Origin of the sequence: Lactiplantibacillus pingfangensis (assembly GCF_005404945.1) — a bacterium.
In the GTDB taxonomy this organism is placed as follows: Bacteria; Bacillota; Bacilli; order Lactobacillales; family Lactobacillaceae; genus Lactiplantibacillus; species Lactiplantibacillus pingfangensis.
In genome coordinates this window covers 40,118-59,335 of sequence record NZ_BJDG01000021.1, presented here as the reverse complement: position 1 = coordinate 59,335, position 19,218 = coordinate 40,118, and the positions used below count along the sequence as shown (strand labels likewise).

The 19,218-nt window shown below is 44.1% G+C and carries 18 protein-coding genes; 13 read left to right on the top strand and 5 right to left on the bottom strand.

The features are described 5' to 3' along the window. Nucleotides 1-281: 281 nt before the first annotated feature. Nucleotides 282-1,535 (bottom strand): hypothetical protein, encoded by a 1,254-nt coding sequence (locus tag FFM74_RS10195; protein WP_223877217.1) that lies wholly within the window; start codon nucleotides 1,533-1,535, stop codon nucleotides 282-284. A gap of 805 nt (nucleotides 1,536-2,340) precedes the next feature. Here FFM74_RS10195 and FFM74_RS10190 point away from each other — a divergent pair. From FFM74_RS10190 to FFM74_RS10160, 7 genes are all read left to right on the top strand, one after another. After that, on the top strand, nucleotides 2,341-2,901 hold the full coding sequence (locus FFM74_RS10190) for an NADPH-dependent FMN reductase (RefSeq protein WP_137626529.1): 561 nt from the start codon (nucleotides 2,341-2,343) through the stop codon (nucleotides 2,899-2,901). Between the two features lie 35 nt (nucleotides 2,902-2,936). After that, a complete protein-coding gene (locus FFM74_RS10185) occupies nucleotides 2,937-3,194 on the top strand; it encodes a hypothetical protein (RefSeq protein WP_137607613.1) in 258 nt (85 codons plus the stop codon). 113 nt (nucleotides 3,195-3,307) lie between these two features. After that, a complete protein-coding gene (locus FFM74_RS10180; RefSeq protein ID WP_137626528.1) occupies nucleotides 3,308-3,958 on the top strand; it encodes an endonuclease III domain-containing protein in 651 nt (216 codons plus the stop codon). 169 nt (nucleotides 3,959-4,127) lie between these two features. Further along, the gene (treC, locus tag FFM74_RS10175; RefSeq protein ID WP_137626527.1) at nucleotides 4,128-5,780 is read left to right on the top strand and encodes an alpha,alpha-phosphotrehalase; all 1,653 of its coding nucleotides are present in this window, start codon (nucleotides 4,128-4,130) and stop codon (nucleotides 5,778-5,780) included. Between the two features lie 14 nt (nucleotides 5,781-5,794). Then, nucleotides 5,795-7,798 carry a PTS sugar transporter subunit IIABC gene (locus FFM74_RS10170; protein ID WP_137626526.1) on the top strand — a complete coding sequence of 668 codons (2,004 nt, stop codon included), beginning with the start codon at nucleotides 5,795-5,797 and terminating at the stop codon, nucleotides 7,796-7,798. 789 nt (nucleotides 7,799-8,587) lie between these two features. Then, nucleotides 8,588-9,454, top strand: coding sequence for an SDR family oxidoreductase (locus FFM74_RS10165; protein WP_137626525.1), 867 nt, complete (start codon nucleotides 8,588-8,590; stop codon nucleotides 9,452-9,454). A 93-nt stretch (nucleotides 9,455-9,547) separates the two neighbouring features. Beyond that, nucleotides 9,548-9,994, top strand: a complete 447-nt coding sequence (locus FFM74_RS10160; protein ID WP_137626524.1) for a MerR family transcriptional regulator — start codon at nucleotides 9,548-9,550, stop codon at nucleotides 9,992-9,994. Between the two features lie 208 nt (nucleotides 9,995-10,202). Here the strand turns inward: FFM74_RS10160 and FFM74_RS10155 are convergent, their stop codons facing one another. The 3 genes from FFM74_RS10155 to rlmD form a co-directional block, all read right to left on the bottom strand. After that, the gene (locus tag FFM74_RS10155) at nucleotides 10,203-10,784 is read right to left on the bottom strand and encodes a L,D-transpeptidase (protein ID WP_137626523.1); all 582 of its coding nucleotides are present in this window, start codon (nucleotides 10,782-10,784) and stop codon (nucleotides 10,203-10,205) included. A 446-nt stretch (nucleotides 10,785-11,230) separates the two neighbouring features. Further along, nucleotides 11,231-11,671 carry a hypothetical protein gene (locus FFM74_RS10150; protein WP_137626522.1) on the bottom strand — a complete coding sequence of 147 codons (441 nt, stop codon included), beginning with the start codon at nucleotides 11,669-11,671 and terminating at the stop codon, nucleotides 11,231-11,233. A gap of 21 nt (nucleotides 11,672-11,692) precedes the next feature. Next, a complete protein-coding gene (gene rlmD / locus FFM74_RS10145; RefSeq protein ID WP_137626521.1) occupies nucleotides 11,693-13,138 on the bottom strand; it encodes a 23S rRNA (uracil(1939)-C(5))-methyltransferase RlmD in 1,446 nt (481 codons plus the stop codon). Between the two features lie 237 nt (nucleotides 13,139-13,375). On the opposite strand from rlmD, the gene FFM74_RS10140 reads away from it, so the two are divergent. The 3 genes from FFM74_RS10140 to FFM74_RS10130 all read left to right on the top strand — a co-directional run bounded on the left by FFM74_RS10140 (nucleotide 13,376) and on the right by FFM74_RS10130 (nucleotide 15,930). Then, entirely contained in the window at nucleotides 13,376-14,026 is a 651-nt protein-coding gene (locus tag FFM74_RS10140) for an ABC transporter ATP-binding protein (RefSeq protein WP_137626520.1), read from the top strand. Beyond that, the gene (locus FFM74_RS10135; protein ID WP_137626519.1) at nucleotides 14,023-14,778 is read left to right on the top strand and encodes an ABC transporter permease; all 756 of its coding nucleotides are present in this window, start codon (nucleotides 14,023-14,025) and stop codon (nucleotides 14,776-14,778) included. The genes FFM74_RS10140 and FFM74_RS10135 overlap by 4 nt, the downstream gene beginning before the upstream one ends. Nucleotides 14,779-14,844: 66 nt before the next feature. After that, nucleotides 14,845-15,930 carry a YdcF family protein gene (locus FFM74_RS10130; RefSeq protein WP_137626518.1) on the top strand — a complete coding sequence of 362 codons (1,086 nt, stop codon included), beginning with the start codon at nucleotides 14,845-14,847 and terminating at the stop codon, nucleotides 15,928-15,930. Nucleotides 15,931-16,213: 283 nt separating this feature from the next. Here the strand turns inward: FFM74_RS10130 and FFM74_RS10125 are convergent, their stop codons facing one another. After that, nucleotides 16,214-16,777: a P-loop nucleotide/nucleoside kinase family protein gene (locus tag FFM74_RS10125; protein WP_171000715.1), complete on the bottom strand. Its 564-nt coding sequence runs from the start codon at nucleotides 16,775-16,777 to the stop codon at nucleotides 16,214-16,216. 539 nt (nucleotides 16,778-17,316) lie between these two features. Between FFM74_RS10125 and FFM74_RS10120 the strand changes: the two genes are divergently transcribed. The 3 genes from FFM74_RS10120 to FFM74_RS10110 are packed head-to-tail and all read left to right on the top strand — an operon-like array spanning nucleotide 17,317 to nucleotide 19,182. Then, entirely contained in the window at nucleotides 17,317-17,634 is a 318-nt protein-coding gene (locus FFM74_RS10120) for a PadR family transcriptional regulator (protein WP_137626516.1), read from the top strand. Next, complete coding sequence (locus FFM74_RS10115; protein WP_137626515.1) at nucleotides 17,631-18,269, top strand: DUF1700 domain-containing protein; 639 nt, start codon at nucleotides 17,631-17,633, stop codon at nucleotides 18,267-18,269. The genes FFM74_RS10120 and FFM74_RS10115 overlap by 4 nt, the downstream gene beginning before the upstream one ends. Next, nucleotides 18,253-19,182, top strand: coding sequence for a DUF4097 family beta strand repeat-containing protein (locus tag FFM74_RS10110; RefSeq protein WP_137626514.1), 930 nt, complete (start codon nucleotides 18,253-18,255; stop codon nucleotides 19,180-19,182). The genes FFM74_RS10115 and FFM74_RS10110 overlap by 17 nt, the downstream gene beginning before the upstream one ends. Nucleotides 19,183-19,218 lie beyond the last annotated feature (36 nt).

Below are 19,218 nucleotides of genomic sequence, written 5' to 3'. Positions count from 1 at the left end.
CTCACATTGCATTAATGAGTATAGCTCCATGTCTTTGTTTATTTTACTTAGTGTTGCACTTGATTTGACAATTCGGGAACGTTATTAATAGAAATTTTCGACAAATTTAATGAACTGTAGGCAAAAAAGAGTGGAACAAGAGGTAGGTTGCTACCGAGCATAGTCTAAGAAACCGGATGATTGGGGTTTTCAATCGTTCGGTTTCTGTAGCTAAGCGGAGGTTGCAGACTCTTGTTCCACGTTTTGAGGATAAATATTCAGAGCTACAAAAGGGCCGGCAATTAGCGTTCGTTGGTCGCAACTGAGTCAAGCGTTTCACTCACGACTGCGGTTTGTGACCAGACGAGGAGTTGTGCTTGAACATTTTCAAGAATCTTCATTCCGAGTTGATAATCACGTTCAGAACTAATGCTATTGAAGCTTAAGGTGCAAGTCCCAGCAAAGGTGCTGGCGGCAATTTCCATCGTTGGGGCGTTACGAAAGGCCCCAGAAAAGACACAATTGACTACGGTCAAACCATGAAATTGTAACTGCTCTTGGTCGATAACACCGAAGTTCGTGTAAGTCAGTGGTTGTTGCGCCAGCCAGCGCTTGGTTAATTTACGCATTAGGGTGACCGGCATCGTGTGATTCATTTTTTGCAAATTCGTTAAGCGGTATAGAAAGGCAGCCTGCGTGCGCTCCGTAGTTAATAAATCATGGACATGTTGGACTAACGCCGAAAATGGGGCGTCAACATCAACTTTAACGTTGAGATAAACGGCGCCAGTTAAATTGGCAATCCGCGTCGTTTTAGGCTGTTCTTCCGCAAAGTGGCGGAAGTTGATCGGACAAGGCAACGTGATGGTAGTGTGTCCGGTCAAAACTTGTAACGCTTTGGCATAGGCGGCCAAGATTGCTTCACTGATGCCAACATCTTGGGCTTTAGCCACTTTGCGGACGCGCATAAATTGTTTGCTCGTTAGCATAATGTGACCAACGTGACGCAAGTTCATGCCTTGGTAGTGTGGTAATTTAACTGTATTAAGTGGTAATTCTGGATGCCGATTTGGCCGTTGAAATTGACGTTGTAATTCCGGCATCACCGAACGCAGTCGCCGTTCATTGGTTACGCCCGTTAAGTCGTCAAGATTGTAAGCTTGTGACAGCAAGTAGAGGTATTCCTTGAAGCCAACACTATCGGTTAGTAGGTGGCTCATGAATGCTTGCAAGACATCGTATTGATCATGATGAATGACAAACAGGCGTAATTGCGGTCCAGTTTTGAAATTGAAATCAAAGTTTTCTGGGCTATACGGACTTTGTGCTTCAATGACGATATCGTCAACTTGTTGGTTGATCACTTCGAAGCGATTATGATCCGCTTGATAGTGCGCAAAAATTTCGGGGACGATTTGCGCAGAAGATAGGACTGCAGCCTTAAGGCGTTCCACGTCAATTTTACTAGAAAAAACTAGCCGTGAACGCATTAATGGTGCGGCGGTATCTGTTAGCAACATATTTACAAAATCTAGCACTTCACCACGATAATACACAGTTAAAACCCCCGATCAAATTCTCTAATAAACAGTATAACAGACTAGGTATGTGTGAGATGGGTAGGAGGCGTTGTTTTGAAAAAAGTTAAGAAAAAAGTTAACGTGACTTGCGATTGTTGCCTTCCTTTATCTAACGGAAGGTTGAGAGACGAAAACCATTACTAAATGCTGTCTTACCAGTACATTGGTAACGAAAAGCAGTCAAAGTTGTTGCTTCCGGGCGTCGCTGATTGCATGCGGACGAGGGACCAGGCCAAGCCTGAAAAGCGGTCTTGGCCTTCGCCCGGAATGGTTGCAAAAATCGCAACTATCCCGGACCGTCCGTCCCATAAGACCGGCAAAAATCGCCGCTCAAACGGGACTTTCACGTCCGATGCAATCAGCGACGCCCTCCAGCTAAGTTAATGGTTATAAAGTAAGTGGCCCTAAAAACAGTTGAGTTGATTCTTGAAAATCATTGAGCCAGCCGGCAATGATTTGAACTTTCTCAATGCTTTCATTGGTTGCCTGTATTAATATTTCATGTATAAATACTGCTACACTGGGATTACTAGTCACTAGCCATCATGCAACTTTTAGGTGAAAGCTAAGAGTTGCATGTAAGTTCCAACACGCCAATAACTAAGCCCATACAGAATTCACTTCGGGTTGTAACTGATAATAGGTGGTTGTGGAACTGGTCAGGTCCCGCCGTTAGTTCATTATTTTACAATATTTCTGAAAATACTTGAAACCGGTTCCGCAAGTCTTCCTAAAAAGGGGTATACTTAGTTTAAATACAGCTTAAAGGAGTGTCCAGTACATGAAAATTGTTGCACTTGTTGGTAGCATTCGACATGCCTCGTACAATCAAAAACTAGCCGAATATGTGAAAAACCGTTACGCGGATCAGATGGAAGTTGTCATTCCGTCATTGCGTGACTTACCGTACTATGACCAAGATATTGAACTAACCGCGCCTGATAATGTTAAGGCTTTCAAACAGTTAGTCCTCGACGCAGATGGTGTTATTTTTGTCACCCCAGAATACAATCACAGTATTTCCGGTGTGCTTGAAAATGCGATCGATTGGCTCTCACGGGTTGAACATCCGTTAAAAGGGAAGCCAGCAATGATCTTGGGCGCCACGATGGGACCATTAGGAACGGTACGGGCGCAAGGTCATTTGCGCCAAATCTTAGATTCACCCGGGGTAGCGGCCTTAGCCATGCCTGGTGATGAATTCTTGATGGGAACGGTTCAAAACAAATTTGATGCTGCGGGGCATATTACGGATCAACCAACCATTGAGTGGCTCGATCATTGTACGCAGGACTACCTTAAGTTTGTGCAACAAGTGACTGCAAATACGGTCAATGAATAAGAACTAAAAAAATAAGCGTTGAGGGGTAATTTCAGATGAACAGAGAACGTAAGTTGATTTATGTCATTTTAAATGATGAAGATGTTGAGTACGATTTGGAAGAATTGCCAGATGAATATGTCGTTTATATTCGCCAGCAAGCCGGAGATCCTCGCGACTTACCGTTAGTTAATACTGAAGTTCAAAACTTATTTAAGGATGCCGGCTTGGACTTCGCTGAAAAGGTCAAACCAACTAACAGAAAAGCAGATATCGTCTTAACCGTTAAGCGGACCAGTGTCACTGACGATTAATTCGGACAATCAGAACTATTGACTGTTATTTAAGGGTCAGTTCAATTATCATAAAGCATAAATCGAAGCGCGAGGAAAATTCCGAGCGCTTTTTTTATTTGGGAGGAAAATTAATGACGATTGATGAACTTTATCACTTAATGTTAACGACGATGGGCCCGCAACATTGGTTGGAACCTGGTGTTGCGCCGGCAGAAACGCCCTGGGAGATCTTATGGGGTGGCGTGTTAGTCCAAAATACAAATTGGCGCAACGTTGACTACGCGTTGGCTAATTTAAAACAAGCGACGCAATTTGAGCCAGAACGGGTCTTAGCCTTAACCCCGAGCGAGTTAACGGCCTTAGTTAAGCCGGCAGGATTTTACACGCGGAAAGTGCCGACGCTACAAGGCTTAGCCGCTTGGAGTGGTCACTATGGCTTTGATCTGGCTAAAATTCGGGCGTTACCTGCCACCCAGATTCGGCGGGAACTCAAAGCCCTCAAAGGGATTGGTGATGAAACGGCGGATTACTTCAGTATGTATGTGTTTAATAAGCCCACAATTATTGTGGACACCTATTTGCGTCGGCTATTCACTTGGCTAGGCGTCAACTTACCTAGTTCATATGTGAAAGCCCAAGCTGTGATTGCGGCCAATTGGCGTTTTGACTTTGCGGCGGCGCGCGAATTTCATGCGTTGATTGTTGAATTCGGGAAACAAGTTAAATCAGCACCAGACTTTCAACGTTCTTTTCTTGCTGACCAGCAGTTGCACTTGCATTAGAAAGTAAGTTAACTAATAAAGTCGTCCGTTAAATCATCATATAAGCGAATAAATCGTTAGGTTATATTTGACCATCAGCGTTGAGGTCGATATGATGGTTACGAGTAAATGAAAGCGGTTTCTAAAGCTTGCGTTACTTAATTCCGAGTTAGGTTTGGAGGGGGTATGGGTGCACTTTTCACAAAAAGTGATCTATCAAATCTATCCTAAATCGTTTTATGACAGCAATGGCGATGGCATTGGTGATTTACGGGGAATCATTGAAAAGCTGCCGTATTTATCGCGTCTGAACGTGGATATGATTTGGTTCAATCCGTTCTTTGTCTCACCGCAACGTGATAATGGTTACGATATTGAAGACTATTATCAAATTGATCCCTTATTTGGGACAATGGCGGATTTTGATGAGTTGGTGCAAGCCTTAAAAAATGTTGGGATTGATGTCATGCTGGACATGGTGTTCAATCACACCTCGACACAGCATGAGTGGTTTCAAAAAGCCTTGGCAGGTGACCCTGAGTTTCAGCAATATTATTATATCCGTCCCGCCAAGGCCGATGGAAGTTCACCAACGAATTGGCAATCGAAGTTTGGCGGTTCAGCTTGGGCGCCTTTCGGAGAGACTGGTCAGTACTACTTGCACTTGTTTGATCCATCGCAAGCAGATTTAGATTGGCATCACCCTGCGGTTCGTCAAGCTTGTGCCAATATCATTAATTATTGGCAACGCAAAGGGGTTCGGGGCTTCCGATTTGATGTCATCAATGTGATTGGTAAGGATGAAACGTTGTTGGATGCGCCACCGACGATGAGCAGTAAGTTGCTTTATACCGATCGACCAATTGTGCATGACTATTTAAAGGAACTAAATGCGGCCAGCTTTGGTCAGCATCCGGAAGATATTACGGTTGGTGAATTGTCCTCGGCCACGTTGGCGAACAGTATCGCTTATACGCAACCTGAACATCATGAGCTCTCGATGGTCTTCAATTTTCACCATCTCAAAGTCGATTATGATCACGGCAACAAATGGACTGATCGACAGTTTGACTTTCCGGCCTTGAAAAATATTATGAACGATTGGGCACAAGGCATGGCTACAGCTGGCGGTTGGCATGCGTTATTTTGGAATAACCACGATCAACCACGGGCAGTGAATCGGTTTGGCGATGTGACGCATTATCGGGAAAAATCCGCTGAAATGTTGGCGACGGTCATTCATTTAGGTCGCGGCACCCCCTTTATTTATATGGGGGAAGAAATTGGCATGACTGATCCACAATATCATGAGATTGATGATTATGTGGATATCGAAAGTCACAATGCTTATCGGCAGTTACGCGCCCAAGGTCATAGTGATCGGGCGGCGTTTCATCTCGTACATGTCAAGTCTCGTGATAATGCCAGGACGCCGATGCAATGGACAGCGGCCCCGAAAACGGCCGGATTCACGACTGGAACACCATGGTTGAAACCAACGAATCAGGCGACTATCAACGTGGCGGATGAGCTGGCTCATGGGGAAATATTTAGCTATTATCAACGGTTAATTCAGTTAAGAAAACAAGTTTCAGCGATTTCAGATGGGGATTATCAACCACTGTTATTAGATCATCCCCAAGTGTTGGGTTATCTGCGGACGAGTTCATGCCAGCAGGTAGCCGTTTTGACTAATTTCTTTGGTCGAAAAACGACAGTCGAGTTACCACCAGAATTTGTCGGTGCGCAGGTCCTAATTTCGAATTATGACGCCACCGTGGTTGGTAATGCTGTGATTTTACAACCATATGAAGCAATTGCCTTACGACGCGATTTAAAGTAAAGGGGGACTTCGCGATGAAACAAGTGCAATTATTATCACCAATCAAAGGGCAAGTAATACCCTTAAGCGATGTTAAAGATCCGGTGTTTTCACAAGGTATGATGGGAAAAGGGTTCGGGGTTGAACCAACCAATGGTCAAATCGTCGCACCAGTTAGCGGGCGAATTACGATGGTCGCATCGACCTTGCATGCGATTGGCTTTGCGACTACGGATGGTTTGGAAGTGTTAATTCACTTAGGCATTGATACGGTTGAGTTGAAAGACAACCCACCGTTTAAGCTCAGTGTGCAAGTCGCCGACGAAGTTAAAGCCGGTGACAAGATTGGGACGATGGATTTAGCCGCGGTAAAAGCGGCCGGCAAGCAAACTACGGTAATTCTGGCAGTCACCAATACTGCGGATAAGGTTGCCGCATTAACGCCGAACTTAGGCAATGTGACGGCTGGCGCAGTCGCTGCACAAGTTGATTTGCAAGCTGAAACGACCACGGCACCGGCTGCCGCAGCTGTGACCAAGGGAAATGGCGGCAAGTACGATGACTTAGCGCGCCAGATCATCACGAATATTGGTGGTGCTGGGAACGTTAAGAGTGTCATTCATTGTATTACCCGGGTTCGGTTTTACTTAAAGGATGAAAGTATTGCGAAAGATGATGTCATTCGAGATTTAAAGGGTGTCATTGATGTCGCCAAGGCTGGCGGCCAATATCAAGTCGTTATTGGTCCAGCCGTCAACGATGTGTATGACGCAGTGGTTGCGCAACTTGGCCCTGGCTTCGGAGATGACGATGCATCGGCCATCGCCAGTGAAAAAGAAGCTAACAAGGCCGCTTGGAAAAAGATGACACCTTGGCAAAAAGTTAAACATGGCTTTAGCGCCTTAATTGGGGTTATCACCGGTTCCATGATTCCAGTGATTGGGTTGTTAGCCGCTTCAGGTATCTTAAAAGGGGTCTTGGCCCTACTGACTTCCTTCAAACTCGTCTCGGCAACCACGACAACTTATGTGATTATTAATGCGATGGGAGATTCCGTCTTCTACTTCCTGCCGATTTTCGTCGGCTTTACTGCTGCAAAGAAATTAGGCTCTGATCCCGTTATTATGGGGATCATTGGTGGGGTATTGACGTATCCAACGATTGTGGCAATTGCGACAACTGGGAAAGTCACGAGTCACTTACTAGGTATGGGGATTAATGCGACATTCTTCGGTCTGCCAGTCCACGTGGCGTCATACAGTTATTCCATCTTCCCAATGATTGCCGGTGCTTGGTTGGCCAGCAAGTTGGAACCATGGCTCAAACGTGTGATCCCAACGGTTCTACGGATGATCTTTGTCCCATTACTCGAAGTTATCATTGTTTCTGGTGCGATTATCTTATTCCTTGGTACAATTATTACTGCCTTATCTGGCGCACTCGCGGCTGGGATTGTTAAGATTTACGAACTCAGTCCCGCAATTTCCGGGTTGATTATTGGTGGCTTTTATCAAGTCTTGGTTATCTTCGGCTTACATTGGGCGGTTATTCCGATTGTGGCCAACGATATTGCCACGACCGGACACAGTTATTTGAACGCGATTGTTTCTGCGACGATGGTTGCCCAAGGTGGGGCCGTCTTAGCCATTGCGATGAAGTCTAAAGTAGCCAACATTAAAGAATTAGCTTGGCCTGCAACAATTTCAGCCTTCTCTGGTGTTACTGAACCCGCAATGTACGGGATTAACTTGAAGTACGGTCGGGCCTTCGTCACTGCCAGCATTGGTGGGGCCGTCGGTGGGTTCTTAACTGGTTTGATGCACGTTAATATGTGGGGCTTTGCTGGTTCATTGATTGGCTTCACCTCATTCGTAAACCCGAAAGGCTTGGACTTTAGTTTCTGGGGCTTCTGGATTGCATCAATCGCCGACATTATTGTTGCCTTCACGTTGACTTACATGTTTGGCTTCTCCGATGAAGATGTTAAAAACGTTAAGACTGCACCAAAAAAGAAACATTTAGGGGAACAAGCTGCGTAGGGAAACCTATGCTGCATTGAAAAAAGTGTTTGGCATAAGCGGCTTTCAAAATAGACGCGACACAAAAGGAGCTGTGACATCAAGTCATGGTTCCTTTTTGTGTCTCCAAAGCCCATACAGATTAATTAAGTGCTGTCACTTCCGGTTGGGACTGATCACATGCGGTCGTGGGACCGGGTCAAGCCAGGAACGTCTTGCCCCTCGCCCGGAACCCTTGCAAAAAAGCGCAAGTGCCCCGGACCGTCCGTGGTGTAAAATCGGCAAGCCCGGCCGATTCAACGCCACCTTCACGACCGATGTGATTAGTCCCAACCTACAGTTATTAGGTTTAGCGGAGTCAAGAAAAAACGCGGTGCTGTGTTAGTAAGAGTGGCTATTAATTCCAGTGTAGCAGTATTTGCACACGAAATATTACTCGCGGATAGCCAATAAAAGTATTGAGAAAGTCCAAAGAATTTCTAACTGACGTAATTATTTTCAAGAATTTAATCAACTATTTTTAAGCCTTTTATCCTTATAACCATTAACCTAGCTGGAAGGCGTTGCTGATTGCATCGGACGAAGGCCAAGACCGCCTCTCAGGCTTGGCCTGGTCCCTCGTCCGCATGTAATCAGCGACGCCAGGAAGCGGCAACGTTGACTTCTTTTCGTTACCAATGTACTGATACGACAGCATTTATTAGTGATTTTCGTCAGTCAATCTTTAGTTGAGATGGTCTCTAGTTGACAAATCGGCTTAAAGTTGATTTAATGTAACTAATGAAGTTACAGGAAAGTGGGAAATCAAAAATGAAAATTACAATCACCGGTGCAACCGGGCATTTAGGGACACAAATTGTTAAGGCATTAAGTCAACTAGTACCAGCAAGTCAACTCAATTTAGGGGTACACACGGTTGCTAAAGCCGCTAAGTTTGCCGCGCAGGGCATGACTGTAACTGCGATGGATTATCATGATGTGGACAGCCTGAAGCCAGTATTGGCTGACAGTGATGTTTTCATTTATGTGCCCAGCAAGAGTCATGACAGTTATTCGCGGGTCAGCGAATTTGAAAATGTCATTCAGGCCGCGGAAGCGAGTCAGGTTAAGCATATTTTAGTGATGGGCTTTATTGCGGATCAAGTGAATAACCCGTTTGCATTGTCCGCATTTTATGGGTATGTGCCACGTCGATTAGCGGCTTCTCGCTTACGTTATACGATTATCCGTAATAGTTTGTACGCTGATCCATTGATTCCTTATCTGCCAGAATTGATTACGCGCAAAAATGTTATCTATCCGATGGCTGATCAAGCATTGAGCTTTATTAGTCAAGCTGATAGTGCGGCCGCTTTTGCCAAAGTTGCGACCACCGCAGAGCTATTAGTGAATGGCAAAATTTATACGTTGACGCAATCGCAAGCTTATACAATGCCAGCTTTAGCACAAGTGTTAAGTCAAGTTTCAAAGCAACCAATTGGCTATCAACCAGTCACATTAGCGCAGTTTGAAAAGCTGTATAACCAAGGTAATGAAGGTCATATGTTAGGGTCGATGTATGCTGGTGGCGCAATGGGACTATTGAGCGAAGTCAGCAACGATTACGACACGATCATGGGTCATCCGGCGCAATCACTAACGGCTTTTTTACAAACTAATTTGCCAGAAAAAGCCTAAACCCGCGTAAAATTCATCGTCAGGTCACGGGTAAGTCCCCATTCCATGCTATAATTTAAATTGACAAAAGCATTTGGAAAGGGGGACGCTAGCATGGCTGAACAACCGAGCCCGGATTTTCGTGACTTGTTTCATCGGGGACAATTGACGATCGGTATTAGTGAGTTAAGCAGAATGACTGGTGTCTCGCCACGCCAGCTGCGTTATTGGCAAAAAAAGGGATATATTATCCCTAAAAATGAAGACGAACCGGGGCGTGCGCGGATTTATACCATGAAGATGGTGATCAAGGCGGCTGCCATGAGCAATTTGTTGCAGACCGGTTATACGTTGAAGGCGGCAGCGGCACAAGTGGATGAGCGCATGCGGCCGGCACAAACAATGTATCGTCTTTTATTTGGTCGGTATCAAGGCTATGAAGTGGCGGAAGATGGTCAGCTATTGGTTGATTTGGGAAAGTTCGATCCAGATCCGGCGCAAGAACTATTTGTGAAGCTGGTGGATGATCAACCGAAGTTTATTTTGAAAGCTAGAGCGTAGTTAATCATTGGGGATATGATTAACCGAAAACGACAATCAATCTCAGCGAGCAGTAAGCTGCTACTGGTCTTGGTTGTCGTTTTTTGCTTGTTAAGGGCTAGCATTTCAGAAAAATAAAGAAGGATTAGTGTGAAAACTTTATTAGCAAATTGAAAAGACGTCTCCAAACAGTTTTAAGCCTGTTTGTGAAGACGTCTTTTTAGTGTGTTTAATCAATGACGACCTTAGTCCCATAGCGAATGTGCTCGTAAATCCATTTGGAATCCGCCACACTTAAATGAATACAACCGTGTGATGATGGCTTTTTTCCTAAATCAGCAGCGTCGGTTTTAATAAACTGTTTTTGGGTATTGACCGGAGTTGAATGAAAGAGATATTCACCATGATTGAGCCATGAGGCCCAGTAATAGGCGCCTTCATTAACAACAGCACTATAAAAATATTTGCCGCGCTCGGCTTGAACGTGGTAAATGCCGCGTGGTGTTTTACGGTCAGCTGTTGGGACGCCGGTTGAAACATACATTGTATACAGTTTATGCTGATGAGTCATCAAATATAAGCGTTGCTTTTTGAGTGAAACGTGAATCCACAAGTTGGGATATTTAGCGACATCTGGATAGGCGACCTTTTCTGAGGATTTGCGCCAATTGATCGGTGTACGCATGACGGTTGATTTCACTGGTCTTTTAGTCGGCTGTGTTTTGTGATTGGTGGTGATAGTAGATATTGTGACAATTCCAGCGATTAGGACGAGACCGATTAGGAGGATGCTTTTTTTAAGCCTTCGCATTTTTGAACCTCCAATAGTGCTGTACATGATCTGAATTAAGTTGGAACAAGGATAGTAGCAGGGCGACTTTCAATTTTTATGACCTCTCTTATGGTTAAACAAAAATCTAATGCTCAACTACCGTTGTAACGCTTTAAAAACAGATAAACAAGGCTTAGCTTTATGAAAAAACTCGACCAAAATTGCCATGTGCTGAATGATGTTTTAAACGAGTTACCTCAATTCTTAAACGGATAACAACTGGTCTCAAACAGTTGATAAGTAATCTTAAACGACGGTCTAGTTTGTCGCGGAAATCTTAAAAAGTTTCGTCGTGAAAATTGCAAATAATGCTGAATTTGAGTTGAGATAGCGAATTTCATCTTTCAATTTTTAGTTGTAATCGGTCGGACAGACAAAAAGAAGCCATGACTTTACTGATGTCATAGCTTCTTTTTTCATAACAATTATTTGGTAAATTCGGTTAAGATTTTTTGTGCAGTCTGATCACTAAATTGATTGGTTTGGAGTCGATTAAAAACATCCTTCATAATTGCGACCAACTGTTTATCAGTCAAACCTTGGGCGGCGAGCGTGTTGATGACGACTTGCAACAGATCTAGTGGCAGAATAGGCCGCTGATCAGGGTGATTATCGAAAAATTCTTGCACCGCTTGATCATGCAGTTGCCAATAAACTGGATTTTTAACATCATCAAAAATGGTTTTTAACTGCTCAAGTGTCGGTGATAACGGAATGTTTTTTGCAATCAATGTCGTTAACATGCCATCGCGTTCTGGAATGCGAACATCGGCAACGTAATCTTTCAACAATAAGAAATGGGTCTTGAACGGTGGCCGCAAACTAAAGGTCATCGTTAAGGCAATTTGACTATCAGTATCTGCCATAAACAAAAACTCCCTTACTGATTAATGCCGCTTGGTGAAACGGACGACCGCTTCGCAGCGGGCGGTTTGTGGAAACATATCAATTGATTGAATGTAATCGACTTGATAGCCATGCGTTAATTGGCGTAAATCCTGAGCTAACGTTGATGGATTACATGAAATATAAACTAATTTTTCAGGCGCTGACTGTAAAATAGCGTCGATCAAGACATCGTCTAACCCTGTTCGTGGCGGATCAACGACGATGGCATCGGGAGCGAAACCAGCTGCCAACCATTGTGGCAACAGTGTTTCAGCCTCGCCAACTTCATACTTAGCATTCGTAATCTGATTACGCTTGGCGTTTTCATTGGCGTCCATCACTGCGGCTGGAATCGTATCCATCCCGCGAACTTCTTGAGCAACGTCCGCTAAAGAAAGTCCGATAGTTCCGACTCCCGAATACGCATCAACTAAAGTTTCGTGTGGCGCTATATTTAATGCGGTTCGTGCAAGCTGATAGAGTTTGTGCGTTTGTTCCGGATTTAATTGGAAGAAAGCCCGGGCCGATAAGTCAAAGGCGAGACCATCAAGTTCTTCCGTAATGGTCGGTTTGCCGGCTAACAAAGTGGTCTGGTCACCCCAGATCAGTGATGTTTTACCAATGTTAACGTTTTGCATTACGGAGACGACCATTGGTAAATTGTCGGCAATCTTCATGAGTAGTTGATGCTTTTTCGGAAACTTAGGTGTATTGGTAACAAAGACCAATTGGACTTCACCAGTAGCCGCTGCGGCCCGGACAATCACCGTTTTGACGATGCCAGAATTGTGTTCTTCGTCATAAATCGGAACGGCTAGTTCTTCGAGCCATTTTACAACTGCCCGCATGACGGTCATTGTGACGGGCATTTGGACGGAACAAGTTGGTAAATCGACTAAGTCGTGACTATTTTCCTTATACAGGCCAGCCGCCACATGACCGTCAATCAGCCGCACTTGGAACTGGGCCTTGTTGCGGTATTCATAAGGATCGGCCATACCAATGGTTGGTCGGATGTCATACTGACGGAAGCCGGCTGGTTGGTATTTCTCTAATGCCTGCCGAATCAAATCTTGCTTAAATTTGAGTTGCGCCGGATAGTCTAAATGTTCGAGTTCAAAGCCACCGACTTCACCAGCATACTCATCACGGGGATCAACCCGATCTGGACTAAATTTCCGAATTTTACGGATTTTAGCTTCTAAGTAACGTGGATGAACCGTGGTCACTTCTGCGACAATGACTTCACCGGGCAAAGCGCCCTTGACGAAGGTGATGACGTGTTTGTAGTAGCCGATTCCTTCACCATTGATACCGAGTCGCTTGATGGTCAATGGGAAGCGTTGTCCCAGTGTGATATCGGCTTGAACTTTTTCAGCCGGTTGACGGCGCGCTTGTGAGGGCCGCGCTGGTCGGCGATTTGAATAATGATTCGATTCTGTCATATTAGCTTTAACTAACCTCGTTTTCTGTTAACTGCGTTCAAGTCATTATAGCATGTCGGCTGATGGTAAAGGGAGAAAGGACCGGCGAACACGCAGATTATGGGACGCTATTTGTGAGACTGATGGCGGTCATTTTAGCCCGGAGCCAGTCGCGACTGACACGATGGTTACACGACAATCATGTAAGCGGTTTATGCTAAACTTAGGGCAACTAGAAGTTGAATGGAGGGGTGTTCGATGACTGCTTTAATGACGTTAAAAAATGTCACTTATCAGGTCGAAGATAACTTGATTTTAAAGGACATCAACTTGACGGTGCCAGCCGGGGCGCACTATACGATGACCGGACCGTCTGGGAGTGGCAAAAGTACGCTTTTACGACTGATGGCGGCGATGATTTCCAAAACTAGGGGCGACTTGATTTTTGATGGGCAACCAATTGAAAGTTATGACCCGATCATGTATCGGCGAGAAGTTTCTTATTGTTTCCAACAGCCGACCTTGTTTGGGGCCACAGTTGCCGATAACTTAGCGTTTCCTTATCAAATTCGCAAACAAACGATGGACACTGCGCACGTCACGGCGGCGTTAGACTATGTTGGCTTATCGGCTAAACAATTAACGCAAAAAATTGAAGACTTATCTGGCGGTGAACGCCAGCGAGTCGCTTTAATTCGCAACATTTTGTTTTTACCCAAAATATTGTTATTAGATGAAGTGACGGCAGGGTTAGATACGGCCAACAAGGACATCATTCATGAGTGGTTACGACACTTGAATCAAGATCGACAGGTGACAACCATCATGATCACCCATGATACGACGGAAATTGAAGCGGCTGATCAGTTGTTACGTGTGGTCGATGGCCGTTTGGAGGTGGGCGCATGAATTTAGTCGTTAATAATACATCGTTGTTCTTAGCCGCAATGCTTGTACTGGTGGCGTTAGCGATTAGTCTGTGGCAAAAATTAGGCCTGGATAAAGACATTATTATTGGGGTTGTCCGTGCCGTCATTCAATTATTTATCGTCGGGTATTTATTGAAATATATCTTCCGGGTGAATAATTTTTGGCTAACAACCGCGATGATTTTATTTATTATTTTCAACGCGGCTTGGAACGCGCAAAAACGGGGTGCTGGGATCGCCCATGCCTTACCGATCTCGTTTTTAGCGATTTTTGTCAGCACTGGGGTGACACTCGGGGTCTTAGTCTTGGCGGGTGCCATTAAATTTATTCCGTCACAGATGATTCCAATTTCTGGAATGATTGCGTCTAACTCAATGGTCGCCATTGGGTTAGCTTATCGGAGTCTCAATAGTCAGTTCCATGATCAGCGACAAGGGGTTCTGGAACGACTGGCATTAGGTGCTGGCTTAATGGATGCTTCCATTGCGATTGTCCGCGAGGCGATTCGGACGGGGATGTCGCCAACCATTGATTCGGCTAAAACGGTTGGCCTAGTGAGCTTACCCGGAATGATGTCAGGATTGATTTTTGCTGGTGTTGATCCAGTTCGCGCCATCAAATACCAAATTATGGTGACCTTCATGCTGTTATCGGCAACTAGTTTAGGCTCAATCATCGCCTGCTATTTAGCTTATCGAAACTTTTATAATGAACAAAAACAATTAAAATAATGATTGTGTCACGACTGTTTTTATGATGTGATAGGTAGTGAGATTTTTATAGGGGGTGTGCGTGGCTTGACTCAGTCAGATGTTTGGCTTCCGATACCAACGGGGGCTTATTGGTTTTGGTTAATTCCGTTTGTTTTTGGGGTGATTTTTAGTTGGCGGTATCGGCGCGACAAGGTTCGTTTGAGTAATGGACTCTGGTTTTCGCTATTTTTCTATTCATTTTTGGCCATGTTGGCGGTGACAATTTTTGGAACGAATAATCATCCATTAATCATTGTTTGTGGCACCATTTTCATTGGCTTTATTCTCTTTTTAGCGGTGCTGTTCTTTTTGCAAGCGTTTCTCCTGTTATGGAATGCTTGGATCATGTGGCGGCATGAAAGTCATACGTTGGCAAACATGTTGACGTTAATTTTAGGCATCGCCATTCTAGTATTACCGTTTGTCGCCAGTGCCGTTGGAAATCGGGTGCCACAACCGGTCAATACGTTCATGACGATTTTTCCAAATTTAGTCATTTTATACGTTGTTTTTTGGTTTTATAATTATTTGACAATGCTGGTTATTTATCAGTTTAATCGGCCACGGTTGCGGCAAGACTACATTATCGTCTTGGGAGCTGGCTTACTAAATGGGGATGAAGTGTCACCGTTGTTAGCACAGCGAATCATGCGCGGGTTGAAATTTTATCAAAAGCAACAACGGCGAACTGGTCATCCGGCCGTGATGATCTTTTCCGGTGGGCAAGGTGGCGATGAAACCGTTCCTGAGGGACAGGCGATGCTAAACTATGCGATTTCTCAAGGGCTGCCAGCAAAAGATGGTTGGGCAGAAACAAAATCGACGACTACCTTAGAAAATATGCGATTTAGCAAGGCTTTGATTGATCAAGGTCAGGTTAAGGCACCGCGCACGATTTTTGTGACAAATAATTATCATACTTTTCGGGCCGGGATGTTTGCGAAGCAAGCCGGGTTAACCGCCGATGGGATTGGGGCGCGTACTGCCCGTTTCTTTTTACCGGATGCAATCATTCGTGAGTATATTGCAATTTTTATGAAACACAAATGGTGGCATGCCGCGGCAACGGTCGCACTATTGATTTTATCAGTGGCAGTAGTGCTACTAGACTTGTACAACGGTCAGCTCTAGGAAGATTAGTAACTTTTAGGATTGAAGATAAGTAATTCAATAGGTGTGCGATTAATTTCAAATGAGGCTGTGACATCACTCAAATTTGACCGATACAGCAAATTCAATGACCCGTCACCTGTCGCTCGATAGTGAGCCACTCAAAATAACGCCAATACAATTGTACTGGCGCTTTTTTGAGTGGCTTATTTTTGAATCAGCCAACCCAGGAAGTCAGTCGGTTGGTGTGGACGTACTGAGGCTAGTAATCGTTTTTTTCAGCAGAAAGTGTTCGTATTATATGCTAGTGATGAGGAATCAAAGAAAGCATGGCTGACAGTTCCTTCAATGAAGGAGAATATTTTTCTGTTGTATCTACATGTATTGTTTCTACATCAATTTTAGGTTCGTTATAATGTGAAAATTCTACTTTCTCACCTTTTCGGTATTGTTCTACACCGTAATCACTATGAAAATATTCCCGTCTATGATCAGATAACCCTCTTTTCAAAAATCGTTCATGTGCAACTTTTTCTTCAACAGTGCAAATAACAATAGAAACGTCCGCTCTCTCAATAAACCAACCTAAATTTTTTAACCAAAGTTCATGTTGAAAAGCTGCTTCTGCAATTAGAGAAACACCATCTTGAATTAATTGTTTCAAAACCGCGAAATATATTTCTGTTGCTTCTTCATTTGAGTCATTAAGTAGTTCTTTACTTGGTACCCCTAATGTATGAACATATCCTTCTTTAATTTCATCTCTACTGATTACTGGCATACAGACTTGTGCGCCAAGTTTTTTTGACAATGTAGATTTACCAGCTCCAGGCATTCCTGTAATTATAATCAGTTTAGGTTTGTTCATTTCTATTGCTCTTTTCATTTTTTAATAGTTTCATAGAAGAAATTCAGGATAAAAAACACTATTTTACTGTTTTAATTATACTCCGAAAATATTTCTTTATAGTAAGAGTGTCTTTATCCGGGTCTTTATCCGAGCTTTATAAAGTCCCCCATAGTTTTCAAAAAGTTAACAAGCTATATTGAAAGTGACAGTGGCCGTTTAGTATCTGTTCTTGTCATAAGTTTCCAAACTCATCCTAAGTTATCGCAACTTAGCTGAATTTAGTGCCAGACTAAGTGCCCCACGAATGCGGGCGCTTAGTCTAAAATCAGTAAATAATCGCGCTGATGACGATCTTTCTATCAAGCAACTCAGGAGCAATCTGATCTTCAGAGTTCAGGAATGCTACCCGACTGGCCGGGCCTGTTTGAAAACTCTTGTTACCGAAGTCTGATTTTTAATGGAAAATATTAATATTTTGATTGACCTGAATGACGATGACTTATATACTATTAATCAAGCAATACTATACGACGTATAATATAACAGGGGGAATAATGATGGCAATTCAAATCAGCTCGGAACTGCTGGATGGCTGCGTGTTAGCGCTGCTGAGTGATGAAGATTATTATGGTTACGCACTCACGCAACGGTTACAAACGACCGTGGCAGTCTCCGAATCGACCCTATATCCAGTCTTGCGCCGTTTAAAGAAGAATGGGTGGGTCACCACGTATGATCAAGCCTTTCAAGGCCGCAATCGGCGTTACTATCAACTAACTGCGGCGGGGCAACAGCAATTAACGGTGATTCAAGCAGACTGGCAAAGTTATTATCAAGCAATTAATCAATTATTAAAGGGGGAGGCAACGTCATGAAGAACTACTTAGATAAATTCGCTGCCTATCTGATTCAGTTAGCGGATGGCGAACGTGACGAAGTGATCGAGTTTTACCGGGAATACTTATTGGATGCGGGAATCCAAGATTATGATGACTGTGTGGCCGAACTGGGGACACCTAAGCAGCTTGCACGTAAAATTTTAGCCGATTATTCGATCCGCTTTAACGAAAATCTGACGGCGGATCAAGGTAAACGTCAAAAATCACGGGCGGGTGTCCGGGCGATCTGGTGGGTCGTCTTGGCGTTACTTTCGACACCAATTACGATTCCAGCATTGATTGTGATTTTAGCCGTTCTGTTTGCCATGGCCGCGGTCGTCTTTGCAATTGGGGTGGCACTCGTGGCGACTATTGCCGCTGTGACGATGTTAGCGTTCAGTGCGATTACGGCTGGGGTTGGCGTTTTTACCCAAGAAATTTGGGTATCAATTTTCTACATCGGTAGTGGATTAGCGATTATTGGTGTCGAACTGTTAATCTTACCATTGGTTGTTTGGTTTATCGGCGTGATGATCCAAGGGGTTTCTACGGTAGTCCAACGGTTATATCATCGGTTTGTCAAACGGAATCGTGCAGAGAGAGGAGGCCGTCACCATGAAGAAAACCGTTAAAATTGGTTTCTTATTATTAATTTTAGGCATTATTTTAGCCATCTTAGGCATTGCGAACAACGGGATTCAAACGGTTTATTGGAAGAACGGCTTTCACGTGCAACATCGCTACGTTGAGACGTCTCATCCAAGTAAAATCGAGTCAATCACCCTACAAACAGGTTCGGATGTCGTTATTCAATCCGGTGACCGAAATAGTGTGAAGGTCGTTAGTGGGTTGCAAAAGCTCACCGTCGAGGTAAATGATGGTCATTTGACCGTCAGGTCTAGTTCTGGTAGTTATCAAACGTTTAATTTTCAACTGACTAGAGCGATTCACGATACGACGGTGATTACAGTGGCCAGAGGGACTAAATTAAGTGAAATTAAAGCGGATTCCCAGCAAGAAGGCGATGTCCGGATTAGCAATTTAGCGGTAAAATCTCTGGCCTTACAAATTCATGGTGATTTGAATTTGAACCAACTGACGGTAGATGACCCCTTAACAGATCTAACGGCGGAGAATACGTCCCTGACTAAGGTTACGGCCCCCAGCTTAGGATTGAAGAGCGATGGTGATGTGCACATTGATCAAAGTAAGTTTGATCAAGCGGCATCTTCAATTGAAAGTAACGATGATGTGACCATGCGACAGACTCAGTTAAAAAGTGGCCAGATCAATACCGTGGATAGTGATGTGTCACTTGCGAATAATCAGTTGGCGCAACAGCTGGCGGTTAAAACAACGGATGGCGATATTCATGTGACAGCTGATCGAAATGTCGGCGTCAATGCTAGCACGACGGACGGCGACTTGACCGTTTTTGATTGGCACAGTGACGAAACTAACAATTATCAGACCCAACCGAAAGCGAGTCAGCAATATCAACTGACGACCACGGATGGGGATATTAACGTGCGGGCCACTTCATAGGGCTCATGTTCGCTTAATAAAAAATGCCAACTCAGT